Source organism: Variovorax sp. RKNM96 (assembly GCF_017161115.1).
In the GTDB taxonomy this organism is placed as follows: Bacteria; Pseudomonadota; Gammaproteobacteria; order Burkholderiales; family Burkholderiaceae_C; genus Variovorax.
On the sequence record NZ_CP046508.1, the window covers coordinates 1,347,754 to 1,368,671 of the forward strand.

Annotated in this window: 18 protein-coding genes; 17 read left to right on the forward strand and 1 reads right to left on the reverse strand. The window is 65.4% G+C overall.

Annotated elements, in window-relative coordinates; all coding sequences use genetic code 11:
- Window positions 1-118 precede the first annotated feature (118 nt).
- From GNX71_RS06100 to GNX71_RS06150, 11 genes are read left to right on the forward strand one after another with little or no spacing between them, the layout of a single operon-like run.
- Window positions 119-1,198: a pilus assembly protein PilM gene (locus tag GNX71_RS06100; RefSeq protein WP_013539687.1), complete on the forward strand. Its 1,080-nt coding sequence runs from the start codon at window positions 119-121 to the stop codon at window positions 1,196-1,198.
- Window positions 1,195-1,815, forward strand: a complete 621-nt coding sequence (locus tag GNX71_RS06105) for a PilN domain-containing protein (protein ID WP_206177491.1) — start codon at window positions 1,195-1,197, stop codon at window positions 1,813-1,815. The genes GNX71_RS06100 and GNX71_RS06105 overlap by 4 nt, the downstream gene beginning before the upstream one ends.
- A gap of 6 nt (window positions 1,816-1,821) precedes the next feature.
- On the forward strand, window positions 1,822-2,499 hold the full coding sequence (locus tag GNX71_RS06110) for a type 4a pilus biogenesis protein PilO (RefSeq protein ID WP_206177492.1): 678 nt from the start codon (window positions 1,822-1,824) through the stop codon (window positions 2,497-2,499).
- Window positions 2,496-3,035 (forward strand): pilus assembly protein PilP, encoded by a 540-nt coding sequence (locus GNX71_RS06115; RefSeq protein ID WP_206177493.1) that lies wholly within the window; start codon window positions 2,496-2,498, stop codon window positions 3,033-3,035. The genes GNX71_RS06110 and GNX71_RS06115 overlap by 4 nt, the downstream gene beginning before the upstream one ends.
- Entirely contained in the window at window positions 3,032-5,191 is a 2,160-nt protein-coding gene (locus tag GNX71_RS06120; RefSeq protein ID WP_206177494.1) for a type IV pilus secretin PilQ, read from the forward strand. The genes GNX71_RS06115 and GNX71_RS06120 overlap by 4 nt, the downstream gene beginning before the upstream one ends.
- A gap of 23 nt (window positions 5,192-5,214) precedes the next feature.
- Complete coding sequence (locus tag GNX71_RS06125) at window positions 5,215-5,763, forward strand: shikimate kinase (RefSeq protein WP_206177495.1); 549 nt, start codon at window positions 5,215-5,217, stop codon at window positions 5,761-5,763.
- Between the two features lie 34 nt (window positions 5,764-5,797).
- Window positions 5,798-6,907, forward strand: a complete 1,110-nt coding sequence (aroB, locus tag GNX71_RS06130) for a 3-dehydroquinate synthase (RefSeq protein ID WP_206177496.1) — start codon at window positions 5,798-5,800, stop codon at window positions 6,905-6,907.
- On the forward strand, window positions 6,904-8,034 hold the full coding sequence (locus GNX71_RS06135) for a deoxyguanosinetriphosphate triphosphohydrolase (protein ID WP_206179363.1): 1,131 nt from the start codon (window positions 6,904-6,906) through the stop codon (window positions 8,032-8,034). Before aroB ends, GNX71_RS06135 begins: the two co-directional genes overlap by 4 nt.
- A complete protein-coding gene (locus GNX71_RS06140; RefSeq protein ID WP_206177497.1) occupies window positions 8,031-9,287 on the forward strand; it encodes an MFS transporter in 1,257 nt (418 codons plus the stop codon). Before GNX71_RS06135 ends, GNX71_RS06140 begins: the two co-directional genes overlap by 4 nt.
- Window positions 9,284-9,859, forward strand: coding sequence for a DUF1415 domain-containing protein (locus GNX71_RS06145; RefSeq protein WP_206177498.1), 576 nt, complete (start codon window positions 9,284-9,286; stop codon window positions 9,857-9,859). Before GNX71_RS06140 ends, GNX71_RS06145 begins: the two co-directional genes overlap by 4 nt.
- Window positions 9,856-10,737: an SAM-dependent methyltransferase gene (locus tag GNX71_RS06150; RefSeq protein ID WP_206177500.1), complete on the forward strand. Its 882-nt coding sequence runs from the start codon at window positions 9,856-9,858 to the stop codon at window positions 10,735-10,737. The genes GNX71_RS06145 and GNX71_RS06150 overlap by 4 nt, the downstream gene beginning before the upstream one ends.
- 19 nt (window positions 10,738-10,756) lie before the next feature.
- Here GNX71_RS06150 and GNX71_RS06155 read toward each other — a convergent pair whose 3' ends face one another.
- On the reverse strand, window positions 10,757-11,464 hold the full coding sequence (locus GNX71_RS06155; RefSeq protein ID WP_206177501.1) for a DUF1266 domain-containing protein: 708 nt from the start codon (window positions 11,462-11,464) through the stop codon (window positions 10,757-10,759).
- Window positions 11,465-11,532: 68 nt separating this feature from the next.
- On the opposite strand from GNX71_RS06155, the gene GNX71_RS06160 reads away from it, so the two are divergent.
- The 6 genes from GNX71_RS06160 (at window position 11,533) to mlaD (ending at window position 20,911) form a co-directional block, all read left to right on the forward strand.
- On the forward strand, window positions 11,533-12,228 hold the full coding sequence (locus GNX71_RS06160) for a transposase (RefSeq protein ID WP_206177503.1): 696 nt from the start codon (window positions 11,533-11,535) through the stop codon (window positions 12,226-12,228).
- Window positions 12,229-12,412: 184 nt separating this feature from the next.
- Complete coding sequence (locus GNX71_RS06165) at window positions 12,413-17,161, forward strand: glutamate synthase-related protein (RefSeq protein WP_206177504.1); 4,749 nt, start codon at window positions 12,413-12,415, stop codon at window positions 17,159-17,161.
- A 34-nt stretch (window positions 17,162-17,195) separates the two neighbouring features.
- Window positions 17,196-18,674 (forward strand): glutamate synthase subunit beta, encoded by a 1,479-nt coding sequence (locus GNX71_RS06170; RefSeq protein ID WP_206177505.1) that lies wholly within the window; start codon window positions 17,196-17,198, stop codon window positions 18,672-18,674.
- Between the two features lie 65 nt (window positions 18,675-18,739).
- Window positions 18,740-19,600, forward strand: a complete 861-nt coding sequence (locus GNX71_RS06175; RefSeq protein WP_206177506.1) for an ABC transporter ATP-binding protein — start codon at window positions 18,740-18,742, stop codon at window positions 19,598-19,600.
- Complete coding sequence (mlaE, locus tag GNX71_RS06180; RefSeq protein ID WP_206177507.1) at window positions 19,597-20,379, forward strand: lipid asymmetry maintenance ABC transporter permease subunit MlaE; 783 nt, start codon at window positions 19,597-19,599, stop codon at window positions 20,377-20,379. The genes GNX71_RS06175 and mlaE overlap by 4 nt, the downstream gene beginning before the upstream one ends.
- A 37-nt stretch (window positions 20,380-20,416) precedes the next feature.
- Entirely contained in the window at window positions 20,417-20,911 is a 495-nt protein-coding gene (gene mlaD / locus GNX71_RS06185) for an outer membrane lipid asymmetry maintenance protein MlaD (protein ID WP_206177508.1), read from the forward strand.
- Window positions 20,912-20,918 lie beyond the last annotated feature (7 nt).

A 20,918-nucleotide genomic window follows, 5' to 3' on the forward strand; every position in this document is an offset into this window, starting at 1 on the left:
ACAACGGTTGCCCGTTTTGCCCCCTCGGGTTGCTTGGTTGGCGTTACGCCTGCTGCTAGAGTGCAACCGAACGCATATTTTTCCATTGGTTACAAATACAGGGGGAGAGGGACCTAACTTGGCTGCTCTTGGATCATTGTTTCGTCGTCAAAACGCCCCCTTGCTTGGGCTGGATGTCAGCTCGTCCAGCGTCAAGCTGGTCGAGCTCGGCCGTGAGGCCAGCGGCAAGCTGGTTCTGGAACGCTGTGCCATCGAGCCCCTGGAACGCGGCTGGATCACCGACGGCAACGTCGAGAAGTTCGACGAGGTGGCCGAGGCCGTCCGGCGCGTCGTGCGCAAGAGCGGCACCAAGACGCGCAACGTCGCGCTCGCGCTGCCGCCCTCGGCGGTGATCACCAAGAAGATCATTCTTCCTGGTGGCATGAGCGAACAGGAGCTCGAGATCCAGGTCGAGTCCGAAGCCAACCAGTACATCCCGTTCTCGCTGGACGAGGTGAGCCTCGACTTCTGCGTGACAGGCCCCAGCACTTCGTCGGCCGGCGACGTCGAAGTGCTGATCGCAGCCTCCCGTAAGGAAAAGGTTCAGGACCGCGAAGGCCTCGCCGAAGCGGCCGGGCTGAAGGCCATGATCCTGGACGTCGAGTCCTATGCCTCGCGCCTCGCGACCGCACGCCTGATCGAACAACTGCCCGGCAAGGGCGTGGATTCGATCGTGGCGTTGTTCGAGGTGGGCGCTTTCACTACCAGCATGCAGGTGTTGCGCAACCAGGAAGTGTTGTATGACCGCGATCAGGCCTTCGGCGGCGCCCAACTGACCCAGCTGATCGTCCGCCAGTACGGATTTTCCGCCGAGGAAGCCGAGGCCAAGAAGCGCAGCGGCGATCTCCCCGACGACTACGGCTCGGGCGTGCTCAAGCCCTTCGTGGAAAGCATCGCGCAGGAAATCGCGCGTGCGCTGCAGTTCTTCTTCACCAGCACACCGCACAACCGGGTGGACTATGTGCTGCTGGCCGGCGGTTCGTCGTCGCTGCCGGGGCTGACCAGTGCCGTCACCCGCCAGACCTCTTTTGCCTGCTCGCTCGTCAATCCGTTCGACGGCATGGATTTCGGGCCGAGCATCCGTGAGAAGAAGGTGCGGCGCGAAGCGCCCTCGTACCTGACCTCTTGCGGCCTTGCCATGCGGAGGTTCCTGCAGTGATCCTCATCAACCTGCTTCCGCACCGCGAAGCCGCACGCAAGCGGCGTCGCGAGGCTTTCTATGGAACCCTCGGCGGCGCTGCGCTGCTGGGCGGCTTGATCGCAGGCCTCGGCTACCTCTGGTTCGAGGCGCAGATCTCGACTCAGCAATCGAAGAACAGCTTCCTGCAAGCCGAGATCAAGAAGCTCGAGGTCGAGATCAAGGAAATCTCGACGCTGCAGGACGAAATCGCCGCCCTCCGCGCACGCCAACAGGCGGTCGAAGACTTGCAGGGCGACCGCAACCTGCCCGTGCACCTGGTCAACGAGCTGGTCCGGCAATTGCCCGACGGTGTCTACCTGACCCAGATGAAGCAGGAAAACCAGACCGTCACGCTGCAAGGCATGGCGCAGTCGAACGAGCGCGTGTCGGAGCTGTTGCGCAACCTGGGCAACAACAGCCCTTGGCTGGTGAAGCCAGAGCTGGTGGAAATCACTTCGACAACGGTCAATTTGAGCCAGCGTGACCAGCGTCGCGTCGCCAATTTCACGATGAAGATCGGCCTGAAGCGGCCGACCGATGCGCAGAAGGCCGCAGCCGACAAGGCGCTGGCGGCTGCGGCGCAGGCCAAGGGGTAATCGATCATGGCAAGCAATCGCCCCTCTCAAAAAATAGACGCCGGTGCCGTGCTGCGGAATGTCGGCGACCAGTTTCGCGGACTGAATCCGAACGACCCATCGGTGTGGCCAGCGGTCCCCCGCTATGCCTTGTGTCTGGCCGTGACTGCGCTGGTGCTCGTCGGGTTGTGGTTCGTCTGGCTCACCAATTCAAACGACCAGCTCGAGAGCGAGCGCGCCAAGGAAGTGACGCTCAAGGCTGATTACCAGAAGAAGGTCGCGCAAGCAGCCAACCTCGACCTGCTGAAGAAGCAGCGTGAGCAGGTGCAGCAATACGTGACCCTGCTCGAGAAGCAGTTGCCCAGCAAGGCCGAAATGGATGCGCTGCTCTCGGACATCAACCAAGCCGGCCTTGGCCGCAGCCTGCAATTCGAGCTGTTCCGCCCGGGCTCGGTGTCGGTGAAGGATTACTACGCTGAGCTTCCGATTGCCGTGCGCGTCACGGGGCGCTATCACGACATGGGCGCATTCGCAGCCGACGTTGCCAGCCTCTCGCGCATCGTGACGCTCAACAACGTGACGATCACACCGCAAAAGGACAAGGACGTGCTGACGATGGATGCCACCGCGCGCACCTTCCGCTATCTCGACGAGGACGAGCGAGCCGCCCAGAAACGCGCCACGGCGCCGAAGGCGAAGAAATGAGGACAGCAAGCAAAGTCCTGTGGCTGATGCTGGCCACGGCAGGCCTGAGCGCCTGCGATTCCGGCCAGGAAGACCTGCAACGCTGGATGGTCGAGCAGCGCGCCCAGGTGAAGCCCTCGGTGCCGCCGATTGCCGAGCCCAAGAAGTTCACGCCCCAGGCGTATACCGAAGGCTCGTCCTTCGAGCCTTTCAATATCCTGAAGCTGACGCAGGCGCTGCGCCGCGAATCGAACCAGCCGAGCACTTCGGAGCTGATCGCGCCCGAACTGGCGCGCCGCAAGGAATCGCTCGAAGCCTTCCCGCTCGATTCGATGGCCATGGTCGGCAGCATGAATCGCAACGGCCAGCCCGTGGCGCTGGTTCGTGTCGACAAGCTGCTCTACAAGGTGCGCGTCGGCGAATACCTGGGGCTCAACTACGGGCGCATTACCCGTATCAACGAAACCGAAGTCGCCTTGCGTGAAATCGTGCAAGACGCCGCCGGTGAATGGATCGAACGCGTGGCGACATTGCAGCTGCAAGAGAGTGCGAAATGAACCAAAAAAAATCAACGTTGGCACAGTGGCTGCGCGCCGCCGGGCTGGGTCTGCTGGCCTTCGGTGCAGTTGCCGTCGCCCATGCGCAAAATGCGATCGAGGCTGTGACCAGCTCGACGCAATCGGGCGCCGAGGTGATCCGGATCGATCTGGCGCAGCCGCTCACGGCGGTGCCGGCCGGGTTCGCCGTCCAGACGCCGGCGCGGATCGCGCTCGACTTCCCGGGCGTGACGAACGCCATCGGGCGTTCCGCCATTGAAGTGAACCAGGGCAACCTGCGTTCGGTCAATGTGGTGCAGGCCGGCGAGCGCAGCCGGGTGGTGCTGAATCTCAAGCAGGCCACCGCATACAAAACGGAAATCCAGGGCAAGTCGCTGCTGGTGATCCTTGAGCCGGTCGCCGGTACGGCATTGGCTGCATCCTCGGCCACCGTTTTTGCTGAGAACCGCAACCGTGACACGCTGCCACTGCGCGATGTCGACTTCCGGCTCGGCGCCGACAGCACCGGCCGTGTCATCGTCGACCTGCCGAACAACCAGGTGGGTGTCGACGTCAAGCAGCAAGGCAAGAACCTCGTGGTGGAATTCACCAAGTCGACGCTGCCCGAAGGCCTGCGTCGTCGCCTCGATGTGGGGGACTTCGGAACGCCAGTTCAGTTGATCACGTCGCAGCAGTCGGGCGACCGCGTTCGCATGACGATCGAGGCCAAGGGTGAATGGGAACACAGCGCCTACCAGAGCGAAAACCAATTCGTGGTGGAAGTCCGCGCCCGCAAGGTCGATCCGACCAAGCTCACGCAAGGTGTCGGCTACAACGGCGAGAAGCTCTCGCTGAATTTCCAGAACATCGAAATTCGCTCGCTGCTGCAGGTCATTGCCGACTTCACGAACTTCAACATCGTGACCTCGGATTCGGTGACGGGCGCGCTGACGCTGCGCCTGAAAGACGTGCCGTGGGATCAAGCCTTGGACATCATCATGCAGGCGAAGAACCTCGGCATGCGCAAGAACGGCAGCGTGCTGTGGATTGCGCCAAAGGATGAAATCAATGCCAAGGAAAAGCTCGAATTCGAGGCCAAGGCTGCGATTGAAAACCTGGAGCCGCTGCGGACGCAATCGTTCCAGCTGAACTACACGAAGGCGATCGCTATCGCGCAGGGCCTGATGGGTACTGGAGCTTCGGCCGGCGGCGGCGGTAGCAGCAGCGGTACGACGACCCGCATCTTGAGTCCCCGCGGCAGCGTCATCGCAGAGTCTCGAACTAATCAGTTGTTCGTGTCTGACATTCCATCGCGCCTGGCGCAGGTGACGGAGCTGATTCAGAAGCTAGACATTCCCGTCCGTCAGGTGCTGATCGAAGCTCGTATCGTCGAAGCTTCCGACACGTTCGGCAAGTCGCTCGGAGTTCGCTTGGGTGGTGGCATTGCAGGAGAGCGCTTCGCTTCGTCGGCCGGCAACCGTGCGTTCGGAACGATTGGCGCGATGCCTGTTTCTGGCACGGGCGGCTCGGGCGGCAATAGTGGTGGGACTCCCACCACGACTTGGACCAATTCCAACTTCGTCAACCTGCCGGCAGGCGATGCAGGCCAGGCAGGCACCGCAGCCGGCACCTTCGCGATCTCGCTCTTCAATTCGAGTTTCTCGCGCATGCTGAACCTCGAAATCTCCGCGCTCGAAGCCGACGGCAAGGGCAAGCTGGTTTCCAGCCCTCGCGTCATCACCGCCGACCAGACCAAGGCGCTGATCGAGCAGGGCGAAGAAATTCCCTACCAGCAGGCAACGTCCAGCGGCGCGACCTCGATCTCGTTCCGCAAGGCGGTGCTGAAACTCGAGGTTACCCCGCAGATCACGCCCGAAGGCAACATCATTCTGACCTTGGACGTGAGCAAGGATGCGCGCGGCGTCAACACGCCGTCGGGCCCGGCCATCAATACCAAGCACGTGCAAACCGAAGTGCTGGTCGAGAACGGCGGCACGGTTGTCATCGGTGGTATCTTCGAACTCACCGAAACCAATGACGAGTCGCGCGTGCCGGTGCTGGGTGAGGTGCCCTACCTGGGGGCACTGTTCCGCAAGCGCGAACGCATTGCCAACAAGACCGAAATGCTCGTCTTTATCACTCCAAAGATGATTACCGACCGCAACGCCGCGCGCTGACGCGCGGGCGTAGCAGCCACCGCGTGGCGGTCGCACTCGTCGGCTTGCCCGGCGCCGGAAAATCCGCAGTGGGCCGGCGCCTGGGGGCGCGGCTGAACACTCCGTTCATCGATACCGATCACGTGATCGAACAGCGCATCGGCTGCTCGATCCGTGATTACTTCGAGCGTGAAGGTGAAACGGTCTTCCGGGATCTCGAACAGACCGTCATCGCGGATCTCGCCGCGAACGCCCATGGCGTGCTTGCCACTGGTGGTGGCGCTGTATTGCGCGAGGCCAATCGAAGCCAGCTGCGCGATCACTTCCACGTGATCTACCTGCGCTCCTCTCCCGAAGACCTGTTCCGGCGCCTGCGCCACGATGTCAAGCGGCCGCTGTTGCAGGTGGCCGACCCGCTCGGCCGGCTTCGCGAACTGCACGACGCGCGCGACCCGCTCTACCGCGAGACAGCCCATGATGTGGTCGACACCGGCCGTCCCTCCATCGCCATGCTCGTCAACATCATCGTGATGCAGCTCGAACTGGCCGGCGTCGTCGCCCCGGGCGCCCATCCGGAAGAGCCCACCGCCTGAGCTGGCCCCGGCCGCAGCGCCTAAACTCGCTGCCATGTCACTGCCCGTACTTTCCGCGCCGCCAGAGCGTGTCGACATCCAGCTCGGCGAGCGCAGCTATCCCATCCTGATCGGTGCTGGCCTGCTGGACGATCCGGCGAGTTTCACAGCCACGCCTGCGGCGGCCAGCGCGTTGATCGTCAGCAACACCACGGTCGCTCCGCTCTACGCCAAGGCCCTTCGGGCCGCGCTGGCGAATCGCTTCCGCACCGTGCACCTGCTCAAGCTTCCCGATGGCGAGGTGTACAAGAACCTCGAGACCCTGAACTTGATCTTCGACGCGTTGCTGGCTCACGGCAGCGATCGCAAGACCGTGCTGTTCGCCCTGGGCGGCGGCGTGGTGGGCGACATGACCGGCTTTGCCGCCGCCAGCTACATGCGCGGCGTGCCTTTCGTCCAGGTGCCGACCACGCTGCTGGCGCAGGTCGATTCGTCGGTGGGCGGCAAGACGGCCATCAACCACCCGCTGGGCAAGAACATGATCGGTGCGTTCTACCAGCCGCAGCTCGTGGTCTGCGACCTGGGCACGCTGCAAACCCTGCCGCCGCGCGAACTCAGCGCGGGCCTGGCCGAGGTGATCAAGTACGGGCCGATCCACGACATGGCTTTCCTCGACTGGATCGAGGCGAACATCGACGCGCTGGTGGCGCGCGATCCGGCCGCTCTGGCCTATGCCGTCAAGCGCAGTTGCGAAATCAAGGCGCTGGTGGTCGGCCAGGACGAACGCGAGACGGGCCTGCGGGCCATCCTGAATTTCGGCCATACCTTCGGCCACGCGATCGAATCGGGCCTCGGCTATGGCGAGTGGCTGCATGGCGAGGCGGTCGGCTGCGGCATGGTCATGGCGGCGCATCTGTCGCAGCGGTTGGGCGGCGTCGATGCGGCTTTCGTGGCGCGGCTCACACGCCTCATCGAGAGCGCGGGCCTTCCGATCGTTGGGCCGGCGCTCGGTGCCGATCGCTACCTGGAGCTGATGCGCGTCGACAAGAAATCCGAAGCCGGCGAGATCCGTTTCGTGATCATCGACAAGCCAGGTTCCGCCGCGGTCACCAGCGCGCCCGACGCGCTGGTGCGCGAAGTGCTCGCGCAGTGCTGCGCGGGATGAGCCTTGCGGCCTACGCCTGCCACCCCGCGCAGTCGCGCGGCCGCCGTCATGCCGAGCCGCCCGCGCCCACGCGTGATGCCTTCCAGCGCGACCGCGACCGCATCGTGCATTCCACGGCGTTCCGCCGGCTGGTCTACAAGACCCAGGTCTTCCTGAATCACGAAGGCGACCTGTTCCGCACGCGGCTCACGCATTCGCTGGAGGTTGCGCAGCTGGGCCGCTCGATCGCGCGGGCGCTGCGTCTCAACGAGGACCTGGTCGAAGCGATCGCCCTCGCGCACGACCTGGGCCACACGCCTTTCGGCCATGCCGGACAGGATGCGCTCAACGCCTGCATGGCCGAGCACGGCGGCTTCGAGCACAACCTGCAGAGTCTGCGCGTGGTGGATGCGCTGGAGCACCGCTACCCGCAATACGACGGGCTCAATCTCAGCTTCGAGACCCGCGAAGGCATCCTCAAGCATTGCTCGCGCGCGAATGCGGAGCGCCTGGAACTGGCCGAGCCGAACGGCGTGGCCCGGCGCTTCCTCGACCGCACGCAGCCCGGCCTCGAGGCGCAGCTGTGCAACCTGGCCGATGCCATTGCCTACAACGCGCACGACATCGACGACGGCGTGCGCTCGGGCCTCATCAGCGTCGAGCAGTTGGCCGAGGTGGAACTCTTCGAGTGCTTCCGCCGCGAGGCGCTGTCCGAATATCCCGAGCTGCAAGGGCGCCGCGTGCTCTACGAGACCATCCGGCGAATGCTGAGCGCCCAGGTCTACGACGTGATCGACGCCACGCGCGCAGCGCTCCAGACGCTGGCGCCGGCCGATGCGGACGGCGTGCGTCATTCGCCGCCCATCGTCGCCTTCAGCGAGACTATGCAAGCCCAGTCGGACGAGCTCAAGTGTTTCCTATTCCGCAACCTCTATCGCCACCCGCAGGTGACGCAGACCACCGACCAGGCGCAGCAAGTGGTGCGAGAACTGTTCGAGGCCTATCTCGAGCGCGACACCGAAATGCCCGGCTCCTATGCCGAGCGCCGCGACCGGCACCGGGCCGTGGCCGACTACATCGCCGGCATGACCGACCGCTTCGCGATGCGCGAGCACGAGCGGCTGACCGGCCGTCGGGGTATCGCATGAGTGCGAGCCCCGCGCCGCGCGTTCCGCTCGCGGCCTTCGCCGTATTACTCGGAGGAGTCAGTGCCGCACTGCATCTCGGCAAGCTGCCGCCCGCCGTGCCGGCGCTGCAGGCCTCGCTCGGCATCGGACTGGTCGAGGCGGGGTTCCTGCTCTCGCTCGTGCAGGTGGCGAGCATGACGCTGGGCCTCGTGGCAGGGCTCGCGGCGGACACCATCGGCCTGCGCCGCAGCATGCTGACGGGGCTTCTCGTGTTGACGGTCGCCAGCCTGCTCGGCGGCGCGGTCGGCGCAGGCCTTGTGGGCGGCGCGCATGCCGTGCAGTGGCTGCTGGTTCTGCGCGCGGTCGAAGGCATCGGTTTTCTCCTGGCGGTGATGCCGGGCCCCGGATTGATTCGCGCCCTGACGCCGGCGGGCGCCGACAAGGCCGCACTTGGCCTCTGGGGCGCCTACATGCCGCTGGGCGTGGCCCTCGCGCTGCTGCTAGGGCCCGCGCTGATCGCCTGGGGCGGCTGGGCCGACTGGTGGTGGGCGCTGTCGGTCGTATCGGCTGCGGCGGCGCTCTGGGTGTGGTCTGCCGTGCCGGCGGACCGTCTGCGTCCAGCCGCGACGGGCGGGGCCAGCGAAGGCTGGGTCTCCCGCCTGCGCGCCACCGTCGGTGCTCGCGCACCTTGGCTGACCGCGCTGACTTTTGCCGTGTATTCAGCCCAGTGGATGGCCGTGATCGGTTTCCTTCCCGCCATCTACGCCGGCGCGGGCGTGCCGTCCGGCTGGAACGCAGTGCTCACCGCGATCGCGGCCGCGATGAACATCGTCGGCAACGTTGCGGGCGGACGATGGCTCCAGCGCGGCGTGGCACCCGAGCGCTTGCTGCAATGGGGCTTCCTGGCGATGGCGCTGGGCGGCGTGGCCGCCTTCGCGCAGGTGGGGCAGGGCGCGGATGCGCTGGGATTGCCGCCCGCGCTGCGCTATGCCGCGGTCTGCGCGTTCTCGCTCGGCGGCGGCATGGTGCCGGCGACGCTGTTCCTGCTCGGCGTCCGATTGGCGCCCGGGCCCACCACGGTTTCCACGACGGTGGGGCTCATGCAGCAGGCCTCTTCGCTCGGGCAGTTCCTGGCGCCTCCCGCCGTGGCGTGGGTCGCGCACCGCGTCGGCGGCTGGCACTGGACCTGGGCCGCCACGCTCGCCTGCTCGGTGGCTGGCATGGTGCTCGCGCGGCGACTCGGGCGACTAAGACCTGCAACGGAGGTGGCATGACCGGCCCGGCGACAATCGACGCCATTCAGGCCGAAGCCGATACGCGGCGCTGGCTCGAGCGGGCGGTGATCGGCCTCAACCTGTGCCCGTTCGCAAAAGCGGTGCATGTGAAGGCGCAGATCCACTACGCCGTGCACCTGCCCGCCGACGAGTCCGGACTGATGGATGCGCTTCTTTCCGAAGCCAACGAACTCGCAGCCGTCGACGCCGCCGTGCGCGACACCACCCTTCTGATCGCACCCAACACTTTGGCGGATTTTCTGGACTTCAACGATTTTCTGGGCCGCGCCGAACGCAAGCTCGCCCGCGCGGGCTTCGACGGCGTGTTCCAGCTCGCAAGCTTTCATCCGCAGTTCCAGTTCGCGGGCACCGAGCCGGACGACATCGAGAACGCGACCAACCGGGCGCCATACCCCACGCTGCACCTGCTGCGCGAAGACAGCGTGAGCCGCGCGGTCGAGGCATTCCCGGAAGCCGAAGCGATCTTCGAACGCAACATCGAGACGCTCGAAGCGCTGGGCCCCGACGGCTGGGCCGCGCTCGACGTGGGACCAGGGAGTGCCCGACCATGAACGCACACGCGGCCAAGGCCACGAAGACGAACAAGGCCGCCAAGGCCGACGCCGAGCTGGCCGAGGTGCTGCGCCCCGGCCAGTCCATCGAGCTGCTCAAGGAACTTCACATCCTCACGCGCGAGGGCCGGCTCAACCAGGACTCGCGGCGCAAGCTCAAGCAGGTCTACCACCTGTTCCAGTTCATCGAGCAACTGCTGCGCGAGCTGCCGGGCGAGGGCGCGGAGGCCGCGCTGGCCGACCATGGCGCGGGCAAGTCGTACCTCGGTTTCATCATCTACGACCTGTTCTTCAGGGCACGCCAGGGCGGGCATGTCTACGGCATCGAGACGCGCGCCGAACTGGTCGAGCGCTCGCGCAAGCTGGCCGAGCACCTGGGCTTCGGCCGCATGTCGTTCCTCAACCTCACGGTGGCCGAATCGGCGATGGCGAGCGAGTTGCCGGCGCAGATCGACGTGGTCACCGCGCTGCATGCCTGCGACACCGCGACGGACGACGCCATCGCCTTCGGGCTGGCGAAGAAGGCGCGCTGCATGGTGCTGGTGCCGTGCTGCCAAGCGGAGGTGGCCGCGTGCCTGCGCGAGACCAAGGCGCTGGCCCTGTCGCGCACGCCGCTCGCGGAGCTGTGGCGCCATCCGCTGCACACGCGCGAAATCGGCAGCCAGCTCACCAACGTGCTGCGCTGCCTGTACCTCGAGGCCAACGGCTACAGCGTGACGGTCACCGAGCTGGTCGGCTGGGAGCACAGCATGAAGAACGAGCTGATCCTGGCGCGCTACACCGGCCAGCGCAAAGCCAGTGCGGCGACGCGGCTGGGCGAGCTGTTGTCGCAGTTCGGGCTCGACGCGCTGGGCGATACGCGGTTTCGCCTCGGCTGAGGCGCCCGCGTCGCGGCGGCTACGCAGCGCGCGAAGCCACCAGGTCGGTGAATGAATCGCGCGCGGGCCACGCCACCGTTTTCCAGGGGCTGAGTTCGTCCGCGAGAAGCTTCTCGGCCACCGAGGCCAGCAGCTTGCGCCCGACGATGTTGCTGCCCGGCGCGTTGCGCTCGCCGGCGAGGAAGCTCTGCGCGTAGTTGTCCCAACCGGTAAAGCGTTCGATGGCGAGTTCCGCGGCGGGCTCGAGCCAGTCCAGTGCTTCTTCGGCGCTTGCGTAACCAACGGCCGCTGCGCCCGTCGCCAGGTGGGCTGCGCGACCGGTCCACAGGGCCAGGTCGTCCTCGCTGGCCTGCGAAGCGAGGTCGTCGACGATTTCCGCCACGACCGTCTGCGCCTCTTCGCCATTCGTCACCGAGAAATCGCGCGTCAGCAGTTTTTTCCAGGCCTCGACTTCGTTGGGCGCAATGTCGATGCACAGCAGGTGCACCGCGCTGCGTTGCGCCTCGTGCGCTTCCTTCAGGTCGGGAGCAAAGGTCTGCCGGTACACCGCGGCGAGCGCCACGGCGAAGTTCTCGAAACGCGAGGAGGCCGCAAGGCGCGCTGCCAGCGCGGCGTTGTTTTCCTGCTGCGCGGCCTCGCGGTCGGCTGTTTCCTGGGCGAGTTCGGCTCTTCCTTCGGCCATGCCTTCTTTCACCGAGTCGACCAGTTCCTTGAAAAACTTGAACATTCGTCCCTCCCTGGGTGCGTTGGTAAACGGGCCGCTTAGGATACAAGCCTCGCGCGTCACTTCATTCCATGGCCCGTCTCCCCCGTCTCACGCTGGCCGACATGCCGCACCACGTGATCCAGCGCGGCAACAACCGCCAGCCGATCTTTGTCGATCGCGCGGACCACGAAAAGCTGCTCGGCCTCCTGGCCGACAACGCCACGCGCTTCGGTATCGCGCTGCACGCCTATGTGCTGATGGACAACCATTTCCACCTGCTGGCCACGCCCAATAGCACGACCGGCCTGCCACAGTTCATGCAGTCGGTGGGGCGCAGCTATGTGCGTTATTTCAACGACCGCCACGGGCGTAGTGGCACGTTGTGGGAGGGGCGCTATAGGTCCACGCTGATCCAGACCGATCGCTACCTGATGACCTGCATGGCCTACATCGACCTCAACCCGGTGCGCGCCGGCATGGCGGCCGATGCCCGCGACTACCCGTGGTCGAGCCACGGACATTACGCAGGCCTGCGGCACGACAAGCTGCTGACGCCGCATCCGCTTTACTGGGAGCTCGGCAACACGCCGTTCGCGCGCGAGGCGGCATATGTCGAGTTGGTGCGCGCCGGGGTGCGGGCGGCCGATCAGAACGCGCTGACCGAGGCCACTTTGCGAGGCTGGGCGGCAGGCGACGTAGATTTTTTGGACTCGTTGCAGAAATCGACCGAGCGTCGCGTGGTCAAGGCCAAGGCTGGCCGACCACCTTCCGCCTCCAATTCCTGAGCTGAAAGCACCGGCTGTCCGGCATGCAGTCTGCTGCTTTTGCTACCTTTTTTGATATGTCCCCAATTTAATTCCGATAAGAAAACTCGACTTTTAATGGGAATCTGACCCCTATTAAAGTGTTTGGCATTCTTTGTGCATCGCAATATGCTCCCTTTCCCTGCGAAAACTGAAGGAGTGCGCCATGACGACGGCTGCCGAGATCGAACATCTCCAAAAACACGGTCTGTATTCCGGTGCCGACGAGCACGACGCCTGCGGCGTCGGCTTCGTGGCCCACATCAAGGGCGAAAAAAGCCACGCCATCGTGCTGCAGGGCTTGAAGATCCTCGAAAACCTCGACCATCGCGGCGCAGTGGGCGCTGACAAGCTGATGGGCGACGGTGCCGGCATCCTGATCCAGCTGCCTGATCACCTCTACCGCGAAGAGATGGCCAAGCAGGGCGTCACGCTGCCCCCGCCGGGCGAATACGGCGTCGGCATGATCTTCCTGCCGAAGGAACACGCTTCCCGCGAAGCCTGCGAGCAAGAGATGGAACGCGCCATCAAGGCCGAAGGCCAGGTGCTGCTCGGCTGGCGCGACGTGCCGGTCAACCGCGACATGCCCATGTCGCCCACCGTGCGCGAAAAGGAACCGCTGCTGCGCCAGGTCTTCATCGGCCGCGGCAACGACGTGATCGTGCAGGACGCGCTGGAACGCAAGCTCTACGTGATCCGCAAGACCGCCAGCGCCAATATCCAGCGCCTGAAGCTCAAGCACAGCAAGGAATACTACGTTCCGAGCATGTCCAGCCGCACCGTGGTCTACAAGGGCCTGCTGCTGGCCGATCAGGTCGGCACCTACTACCTCGACCTGCAGGACAAGCGCTGCGTCTCGGCCCTGGGCCTGGTGCACCAGCGCTTCTCGACCAACACCTTCCCCGAGTGGCCGCTGGCCCACCCGTACCGCTACGTCGCCCACAACGGCGAAATCAACACGGTCAAGGGCAACTACAACTGGATGAAGGCGCGCGAAGGCGTGATGTCCTCGCCGGTGCTCGGCGCCGACCTGCAGAAGCTCTACCCGATCAGCTTTGCCGGCCAGTCCGACACCGCCACCTTCGACAACTGCCTCGAGCTTCTGACGATGGCCGGCTACCCCATCAGCCAGGCCGTGATGATGATGATTCCCGAGCCTTGGGAACAGCACGCCACCATGGACCCGCGCCGTCGCGCGTTCTATGAATACCACGCCGCCATGCTCGAGCCGTGGGACGGCCCGGCCTCCATTGTGTTCACCGACGGCCGCCAGATCGGCGCCACGCTCGACCGCAACGGCCTGCGCCCTTCGCGCTACTGCGTGACCGATGACGACCTGGTCATCATGGCTTCGGAGTCGGGCGTGCTGCCCGTGCCCGAGCAGAAGATCGTTCGCAAGTGGCGCCTGCAGCCCGGCAAGATGTTCCTGATCGACCTGGAGCAGGGCCGCATGATCGACGACGAGGAGGTCAAGGCCACCCTCGCGAACAGCAAGCCCTACAAGCAGTGGATCGAGAACCTGCGCATCAAGCTCGACAGCGTCAAGGCCGAACCGGTCGCGGCACCGATCAGCCAGGTCGCATTGCTCGACCGCCAGCAGGCCTTCGGCTACACCCAGGAAGACATCAAGTTCCTGATGAGCCCGATGGCGCAGGCCGGCGAAGAGGGCATCGGCTCCATGGGCAACGACAGCCCGCTGGCCGTGCTCTCCAACAAGAACAAGCCGCTCTACAACTACTTCAAGCAGCTGTTCGCGCAGGTGACGAACCCACCGATCGACCCGATCCGCGAAGCCATCGTGATGTCGCTGGTGTCCTTCATCGGCCCCAAGCCCAACCTGCTGGACATCAACCAGGTCAACCCGCCGATGCGGCTCGAGGTGAGCCAGCCGATCCTCGACTTCGCCGACATGGCGAAGCTGCGCGACATCGGCAAGTACACGCAGGGCAAGTTCAAGAGCTACGCGCTCGACATCACCTACCCGCTCGCCTGGGGCGACGAAGGTGTCGAAGCCAAGCTCGCGTCGCTGTGCGCCGAAGCGGTGGACGCCATCAAGGGCGGCCACAACATCCTGATCGTGAGCGACCGCGGCGTGAGCCCGACGCAGGTGGCGATTCCGGCGGTGTTGGCCCTCTCGGCCGTGCACCAGTACCTGGTCCGTGAAGGCCTGCGCACCACGGCCGGCCTGGTCGTCGAAACCGGTTCGGCGCGCGAGGTGCATCACTTCGGCGTGCTCGCCGGCTACGGCGCGGAAGCCGTGCATCCGTACCTTGCCATGGAAACGCTGGCAGCCATGCACGCCGACCTGCCGGGCGACCTGAGCGCCGACAAGGCGGTCTACAACTACGTCAAGGCCATCGGCAAGGGCCTGTCGAAGATCATGTCGAAGATGGGTGTCAGCACCTACATGAGCTACTGCGGCGCCCAGCTGTTCGAAGCCATCGGCCTGAACACCGAGACGGTGAACAAGTACTTCACCGGCACCGCCAGCCGCGTGGAAGGCATCGGCGTCTTCGAGATCGCCGAGGAAGCCATCCGCATGCACAAGGCCGCCTTCAGCGACGACCCGGTGCTCGCCCACATGCTGGATGCCGGCGGCGAATACGCCTGGCGCACGCGCGGCGAAGAGCACATGTGGACGCCCGACGCCATTGCCAAGCTGCAGCACAGCACGCGCTCCAACAACTGGAACACGTACAAGGAATACGCGCAGCTCATCAACGACCAGAACCGCCGCCACCTCACGCTGCGCGGCCTGTTCGAGTTCAAGATCGATCCGGCCAAGGCCATTCCGGTCGACGAGGTCGAGGCGGCCGCAGAAATCGTCAAGCGCTTTGCCACCGGCGCGATGTCGCTCGGCTCGATCAGCACCGAGGCGCACGCCACGCTCGCGATTGCCATGAACCGCATCGGCGGCAAGAGCAACACGGGCGAAGGCGGCGAAGACCCGGCGCGCTACCGCAACGAACTCAAGGGCATCCCGATCAAGCAGGGCGACACGCTCAAGAGCGTGATCGGCGCGGCCAACGTCGAGGTCGACCTGCCGCTGCAGGACGGCGACTCGCTGCGTTCGCGCATCAAGCAGGTCGCGTCGGGCCGCTTCGGCGTCACTGCCGAGTACCTGCATTCGGCCGACCAGATCCAGATCAAGATGGCGCAGGGCGCCAAGCCGGGCGAGGGCGGCCAGCTCCCGGGCGGCAAGGTCACCGAGTACATCGGCAAGCAGCGCTATGCGGTGCCGGGCGTGGGCCTCATCTCGCCGCCGCCGCACCACGACATCTACTCGATCGAAGATCTTGCACAGCTCATCCACGACCTGAAGAACACCGCGCCGCACGCGAGCATCAGCGTCAAGCTGGTGAGCGAAATCGGCGTCGGCACGATCGCGGCGGGCGTGGCCAAGTGCAAGAGCGACCACGTCGTGATCGCGGGCCATGACGGCGGCACGGGCGCCTCGCCCTGGTCGTCGATCAAGCATGCGGGCAGCCCGTGGGAAATCGGCCTGGCCGAGACGCAGCAGACGCTGGTGCTCAACCGCCTGCGCAGCCGCATCCGCGTGCAGGCCGACGGCCAGATGAAGACCGGCCGCGACGTCGCCATCGGCGCGTTGCTGGGCGCGGACGAATTCGGCTTCGCCACCGCGCCGCTGGTGGTCGAGGGCTGCATCATGATGCGCAAGTGCCACCTGAACACCTGCCCCGTGGGCGTGGCCACGCAGGACCCGATCCTGCGCAAGAAGTTCTCGGGCAAGCCCGAGCACGTCGTCAACTACTTCTTCTTCGTCGCGGAAGAAGTGCGCCAGATCATGGCCCAGCTGGGCATCCGCAAGTTCGACGACCTGATCGGCCGCGCCGACCTGCTCGACACCCGCAAGGGCATCGAACACTGGAAGGCCTCGGGCCTGGATTTCAGCCGCCTGTTCGCGCTGCCGAACGTGCCGGCCGATGTGGCCCGCTTCCATGTCGAGAACCAGGACCATGGCCTGGACAAGGCGCTCGACGTGAAGCTCATCGAGAAGTCGCGTCCCGCCATCGACAAGGGCGAGAAGGTGCAGTTCATCGAGGTGGCGCGCAACGTCAACCGCTCGGTGGGCGCGATGCTCTCGGGCGCTCTCACCAAGGTGCATCCGCAGGGCCTGCCCGACGACTCGATCCGCATCCAGCTCGAAGGCACGGGCGGCCAGTCGTTCGGCGCGTTCCTCGCGCGCGGCATCACGCTGTACCTGATCGGCGATGCCAACGACTACACCGGCAAGGGCCTCTCTGGCGGCCGCGTGGTGGTGCGTCCGAGCCTGGACTTCCGCGGCGAAGCGGTGCGCAACACCATCGTCGGCAACACCGCGCTGTACGGCGCGACCACCGGCGAGGCGTATCTCTGCGGCGTGGCCGGCGAACGCTTTGCGGTGCGCCTCTCGGGGGCTACGGCGGTCATCGAAGGCACGGGCGACCACGGCTGCGAATACATGACCGGCGGCACGGTCGCGGTGCTCGGCAAGACGGGCCGCAACTTCGCGGCCGGCATGAGCGGCGGCGTCGCCTTCGTCTACGACGAGGACGGCCAGTTCGCCACGCGCTGCAACCTCTCGATGGTGTCGCTCGACAAGGTGCTGACTTCGGCCGAACAGACCGCCAGCGTGCATCGCAAGATCTGGCACGGCGGCGAGACCGACGAAGCCCAGCTCAAGAAGCTGCTCGAAGAGCACCACCGTTGGACCGGCAGCAAGCGCGCGCGCGAACTGCTGGACAACTGGGCCGTGTCGCGCACCAAGTTCGTCAAGGTGTTCCCGAACGAATACAAGCGCGCCCTCGGCGAACTGCATGACCGCAAGGTCGAACTGGCGAGCAGCGGCAACAACGCGCACGCAGGCCTCGAGCCGCATGCGCTGGTCGCACCGGCTGCAACGGCCGCGGTCTGAGCGGCAACGAAAACGAAGAACAGAGGAAAGCACGATGGGAAAGATCACCGGCTTCATGGAGCATGAGCGCATCGAAGAGGGCTACAAGCCCGTCGACGAGCGCGTCAAGCACTACAAGGAATTCGTCGTCGGCCTGACGCCCGAGCAGGCCAAGGTGCAGGGCGCGCGCTGCATGGACTGCGGCACGCCGTTCTGCAATAGCGGCTGTCCGGTCAACAACATCATTCCGGACTTCAATGACCTCGTGTACCGCGACGACTGGCAGAACGCCTTCGCGGTGCTCGACTCGACCAACAACTTCCCCGAGTTCACCGGCCGCATCTGCCCCGCACCCTGCGAGGCCGCCTGCGTGCTCAACGTGAACGACGACGCGATCGGCATCAAGTCGATCGAGCACGCGATCATCGACCGCGCCTGGGACGAAGGCTGGGTCGCGCCGCGCGTGGCCAAGCACAAGACCGGCAAGAAGGTGGCGGTGGTGGGCGCGGGCCCGGCCGGCCTGGCGGCGGCGCAGCAACTGGCGCGCGCCGGCCACGAGGTGACGCTGTTCGAGAAGAACGACCGCATCGGCGGCCTGCTGCGCTACGGCATCCCCGACTTCAAAATGGAGAAGACCCACATCGACCGCCGCGTCGAGCAGATGAAGGCCGAGGGCGTGACCTTCCGCACCGGCGTGATGATCGGTGCCGCAAAGGATCCGCTGGGCAAGGGCTCCAAGGTGACCAACCTCGCCAAGGAAACCATCACGCCCGAGCAGCTGCAGAAGGACTTCGACGCCGTGGTGCTCACCGGTGGCGCCGAGCAATCGCGCGACCTGCCGGTGCCCGGCCGCGACCTGGACGGCATCCACTTCGCGATGGAGTTCCTGCCGCAGCAGAACCGCGTCAACGCGGGCGACAAGGTCAAGGGCCAGCTGCGCGCCGACGGCAAGCACGTGATCGTCATCGGCGGTGGCGACACCGGCTCCGACTGCGTGGGCACGAGCAACCGCCATGGCGCCGTGAGCGTCACGCAGTTCGAGCTGATGCCCCAGCCGCCCGAGGAGGAAAACCGCCCGCTGACCTGGCCCTACTGGCCGATCAAGCTGCGCACCAGCTCCAGCCATGAAGAAGGCTGCGAGCGCGAGTTCGCGATCTCCACCAAGGAGTTCATCGGCGAAAAGGGCAAGGTCACGGGCCTGAAGACCGTTCGCGTCGAGTGGAAGGACGGCAAGATGCAGGAAGTGGCCGGCAGCGAGCAGATCCTCAAGGCCGACCTGGTGCTGCTGGCGATGGGCTTCATCAGCCCCGTGGCCACCGTGCTCGACGCTTTCGGCGTGGAGAAGGATGCGCGCGGCAATGCCCGCGCCACTGTCGACTTCATTGGCGGCTATGCCACCAACGTGCCGAAGGTGTTTGCGGCGGGCGACATCCGCCGCGGCCAGTCGCTCGTGGTGTGGGCCATTCGCGAAGGCCGCCAGGCCGCACGCTCGGTGGACGAGTTCCTGATGGGATTCAGCGATTTGCCGCGCTGATTTTTGTTTCAATTTCGCGGGGCCCGTCACGGCCCCGCTATCATTCGCGGAAACCGCATGCCGGGATGCCTGAAAAGGCGCCCGGCTTTTTTATTGAGATGGACCCAGCCGCACAGCCACAACCCTTCGTAGAGTTTCGCGACGTCACGTTCGGCTACGGCGCGCGCGCGATCCTCGACGGCGTCTCTTTCGCCGTCCCGCGCGGCAAGGTCACGGCCCTGATGGGCGCCTCCGGCGGTGGCAAGACCACGGTGCTGCGATTGATCGGCGGACAGCAGCGGGCGCAGCGCGGCGAGGTGCACTTCGACGGCCACGATGTCGGCAAGTTCGACAACACGGCGCTCTACGCGGCCCGGCGCCGCATGGGCATGCTGTTCCAGTTCGGTGCCCTGTTCACCGACATGACCGTGTTCGACAACGTGGCGTTCCCGCTGCGCGAGCACACCCAATTGTCCGAAGCGCTGGTGCGCGACGTGGTGCTCATGAAGCTCGATGCGGTGGGCCTGCGCGGTGCGCGCGACCTGATGCCCAGCGAGGTGTCGGGCGGCATGGCACGGCGTGTGGCGCTGGCGCGCGCGATCGCGCTCGACCCCGACCTCGTGATGTACGACGAACCTTTCGCCGGCCTCGATCCGATCTCGCTCGGCACCGCCGCGCGGCTCATTCGCCAGCTCAACGACACGCTCGGGCTGACCAGCATCGTGGTATCGCACGATCTCGAAGAAACCTTCCGCATCGCCGATCACGTGATCATCCTGGCGAATGGCAGCATTGCCGCGCAGGGCACGCCGGCCGAGGTGCGAGAGAGCGCCGACCCGCTGGTGCACCAGTTCGTGAATGCGTTGCCCGATGGGCCGGTGCGCTTTCACTACCCGGGCGTCAGCATCGAAGACGACTTCGGCAATGTCGAAGGAGGGCGTTCATGAGCTGGTGGAAGCCCGCCGATGTCGGTTTTTCCGTGCGCAGCCATCTCGCGAATCTGGGCTACGGCGCCAAGCTCTTCATGCGGCTTGTCGGCCCGGGCGCGCAGATCATGCGGCGCTTTGGCCTCGTGCGCGACCAGATCCATTTCCTGGGCAACTACTCGCTCGCCATCATCGGCGTGTCGGGGCTGTTCGTCGGCTTCGTGCTGGGGCTGCAGATGTACTACGCGCTGCAGCGCTACGGCTCGTCCGAGGCGCTCGGCCTGCTGGTCACGCTGAGCCTCGTGCGCGAGCTCGGGCCGGTGGTGGCCGCCTTGCTTTTCACCGGCCGGGCCGGTACCTCGCTCACTGCCGAGATCGGGCTCATGAAGGCCGACGAGCAATTGAGCGCCATGGAAATGATGGCGGTCGACCCGGTGCAGCGCATCCTCGCACCGCGCTTCTGGGCCGGCGTCATCACCATGCCGCTGCTGGCGGCCGTGTTCAGCGCGGTGGGCATCATGGGCGGCTACGTGGTGGGCGTGCTGATGCTGGGGGTCGATCCGGGCGCCTTCTGGGGCCAGATGCAGGGCGGCGTCGATGTGTGGCGCGACGTCGGCAACGGCGTGATCAAGAGCATCGTCTTCGGCTTCACCGTGACTTTCATTGCGCTGCTGCAGGGCTACGAGGCCCAGCCCACGCCCGAAGGCGTGTCGCGCGCAACCACGCGCACGGTCGTGACGGCGTCGCTCGCGGTGCTCGGGCTGGACTTCCTGCTCACCGCCATGATGTTCAGTATCTAAAGGGGCACAGCTCCCATCGTTCTAGAGAGTGCAAACCATGCAACGTACCAACAACGACATCTGGGTCGGCCTATTCGTGCTCATCGGCGCGGCCGCACTGCTGTTCCTCGCGCTGCAGTCGGCCAACCTGCTGAGCCTGAATTTCCAGAAGACCTACACGGTCACCGCGCGCTTCGACAACATTGGTGGTTTGAAGCCACAAACTGCCGTCAAGAGCGCTGGTGTAGTGGTCGGGCGTGTGGAATCCATTGCGTTCAACGACAAGGCCTTTCAGGCCGACGTGACGCTGGCACTTCAAAACCGTTACAGTTTTCCCAAGGACAGCTCGCTCAAGATCCTGACCAGTGGCCTGCTCGGCGAGCAGTACATCGGCATCGAAGCGGGCGCCGAGGAGAAGAACTTGCAAGCCGGCGACACCATCACCTCGACCCAATCGGCCGTGGTGCTGGAGAACCTGATCAGCCAGTTCCTTTACAGCAAGGCGGCCGAAGGGGGCTCGAATACGGCGCCGGGAACAGCCAACAAAAAATGACATCACG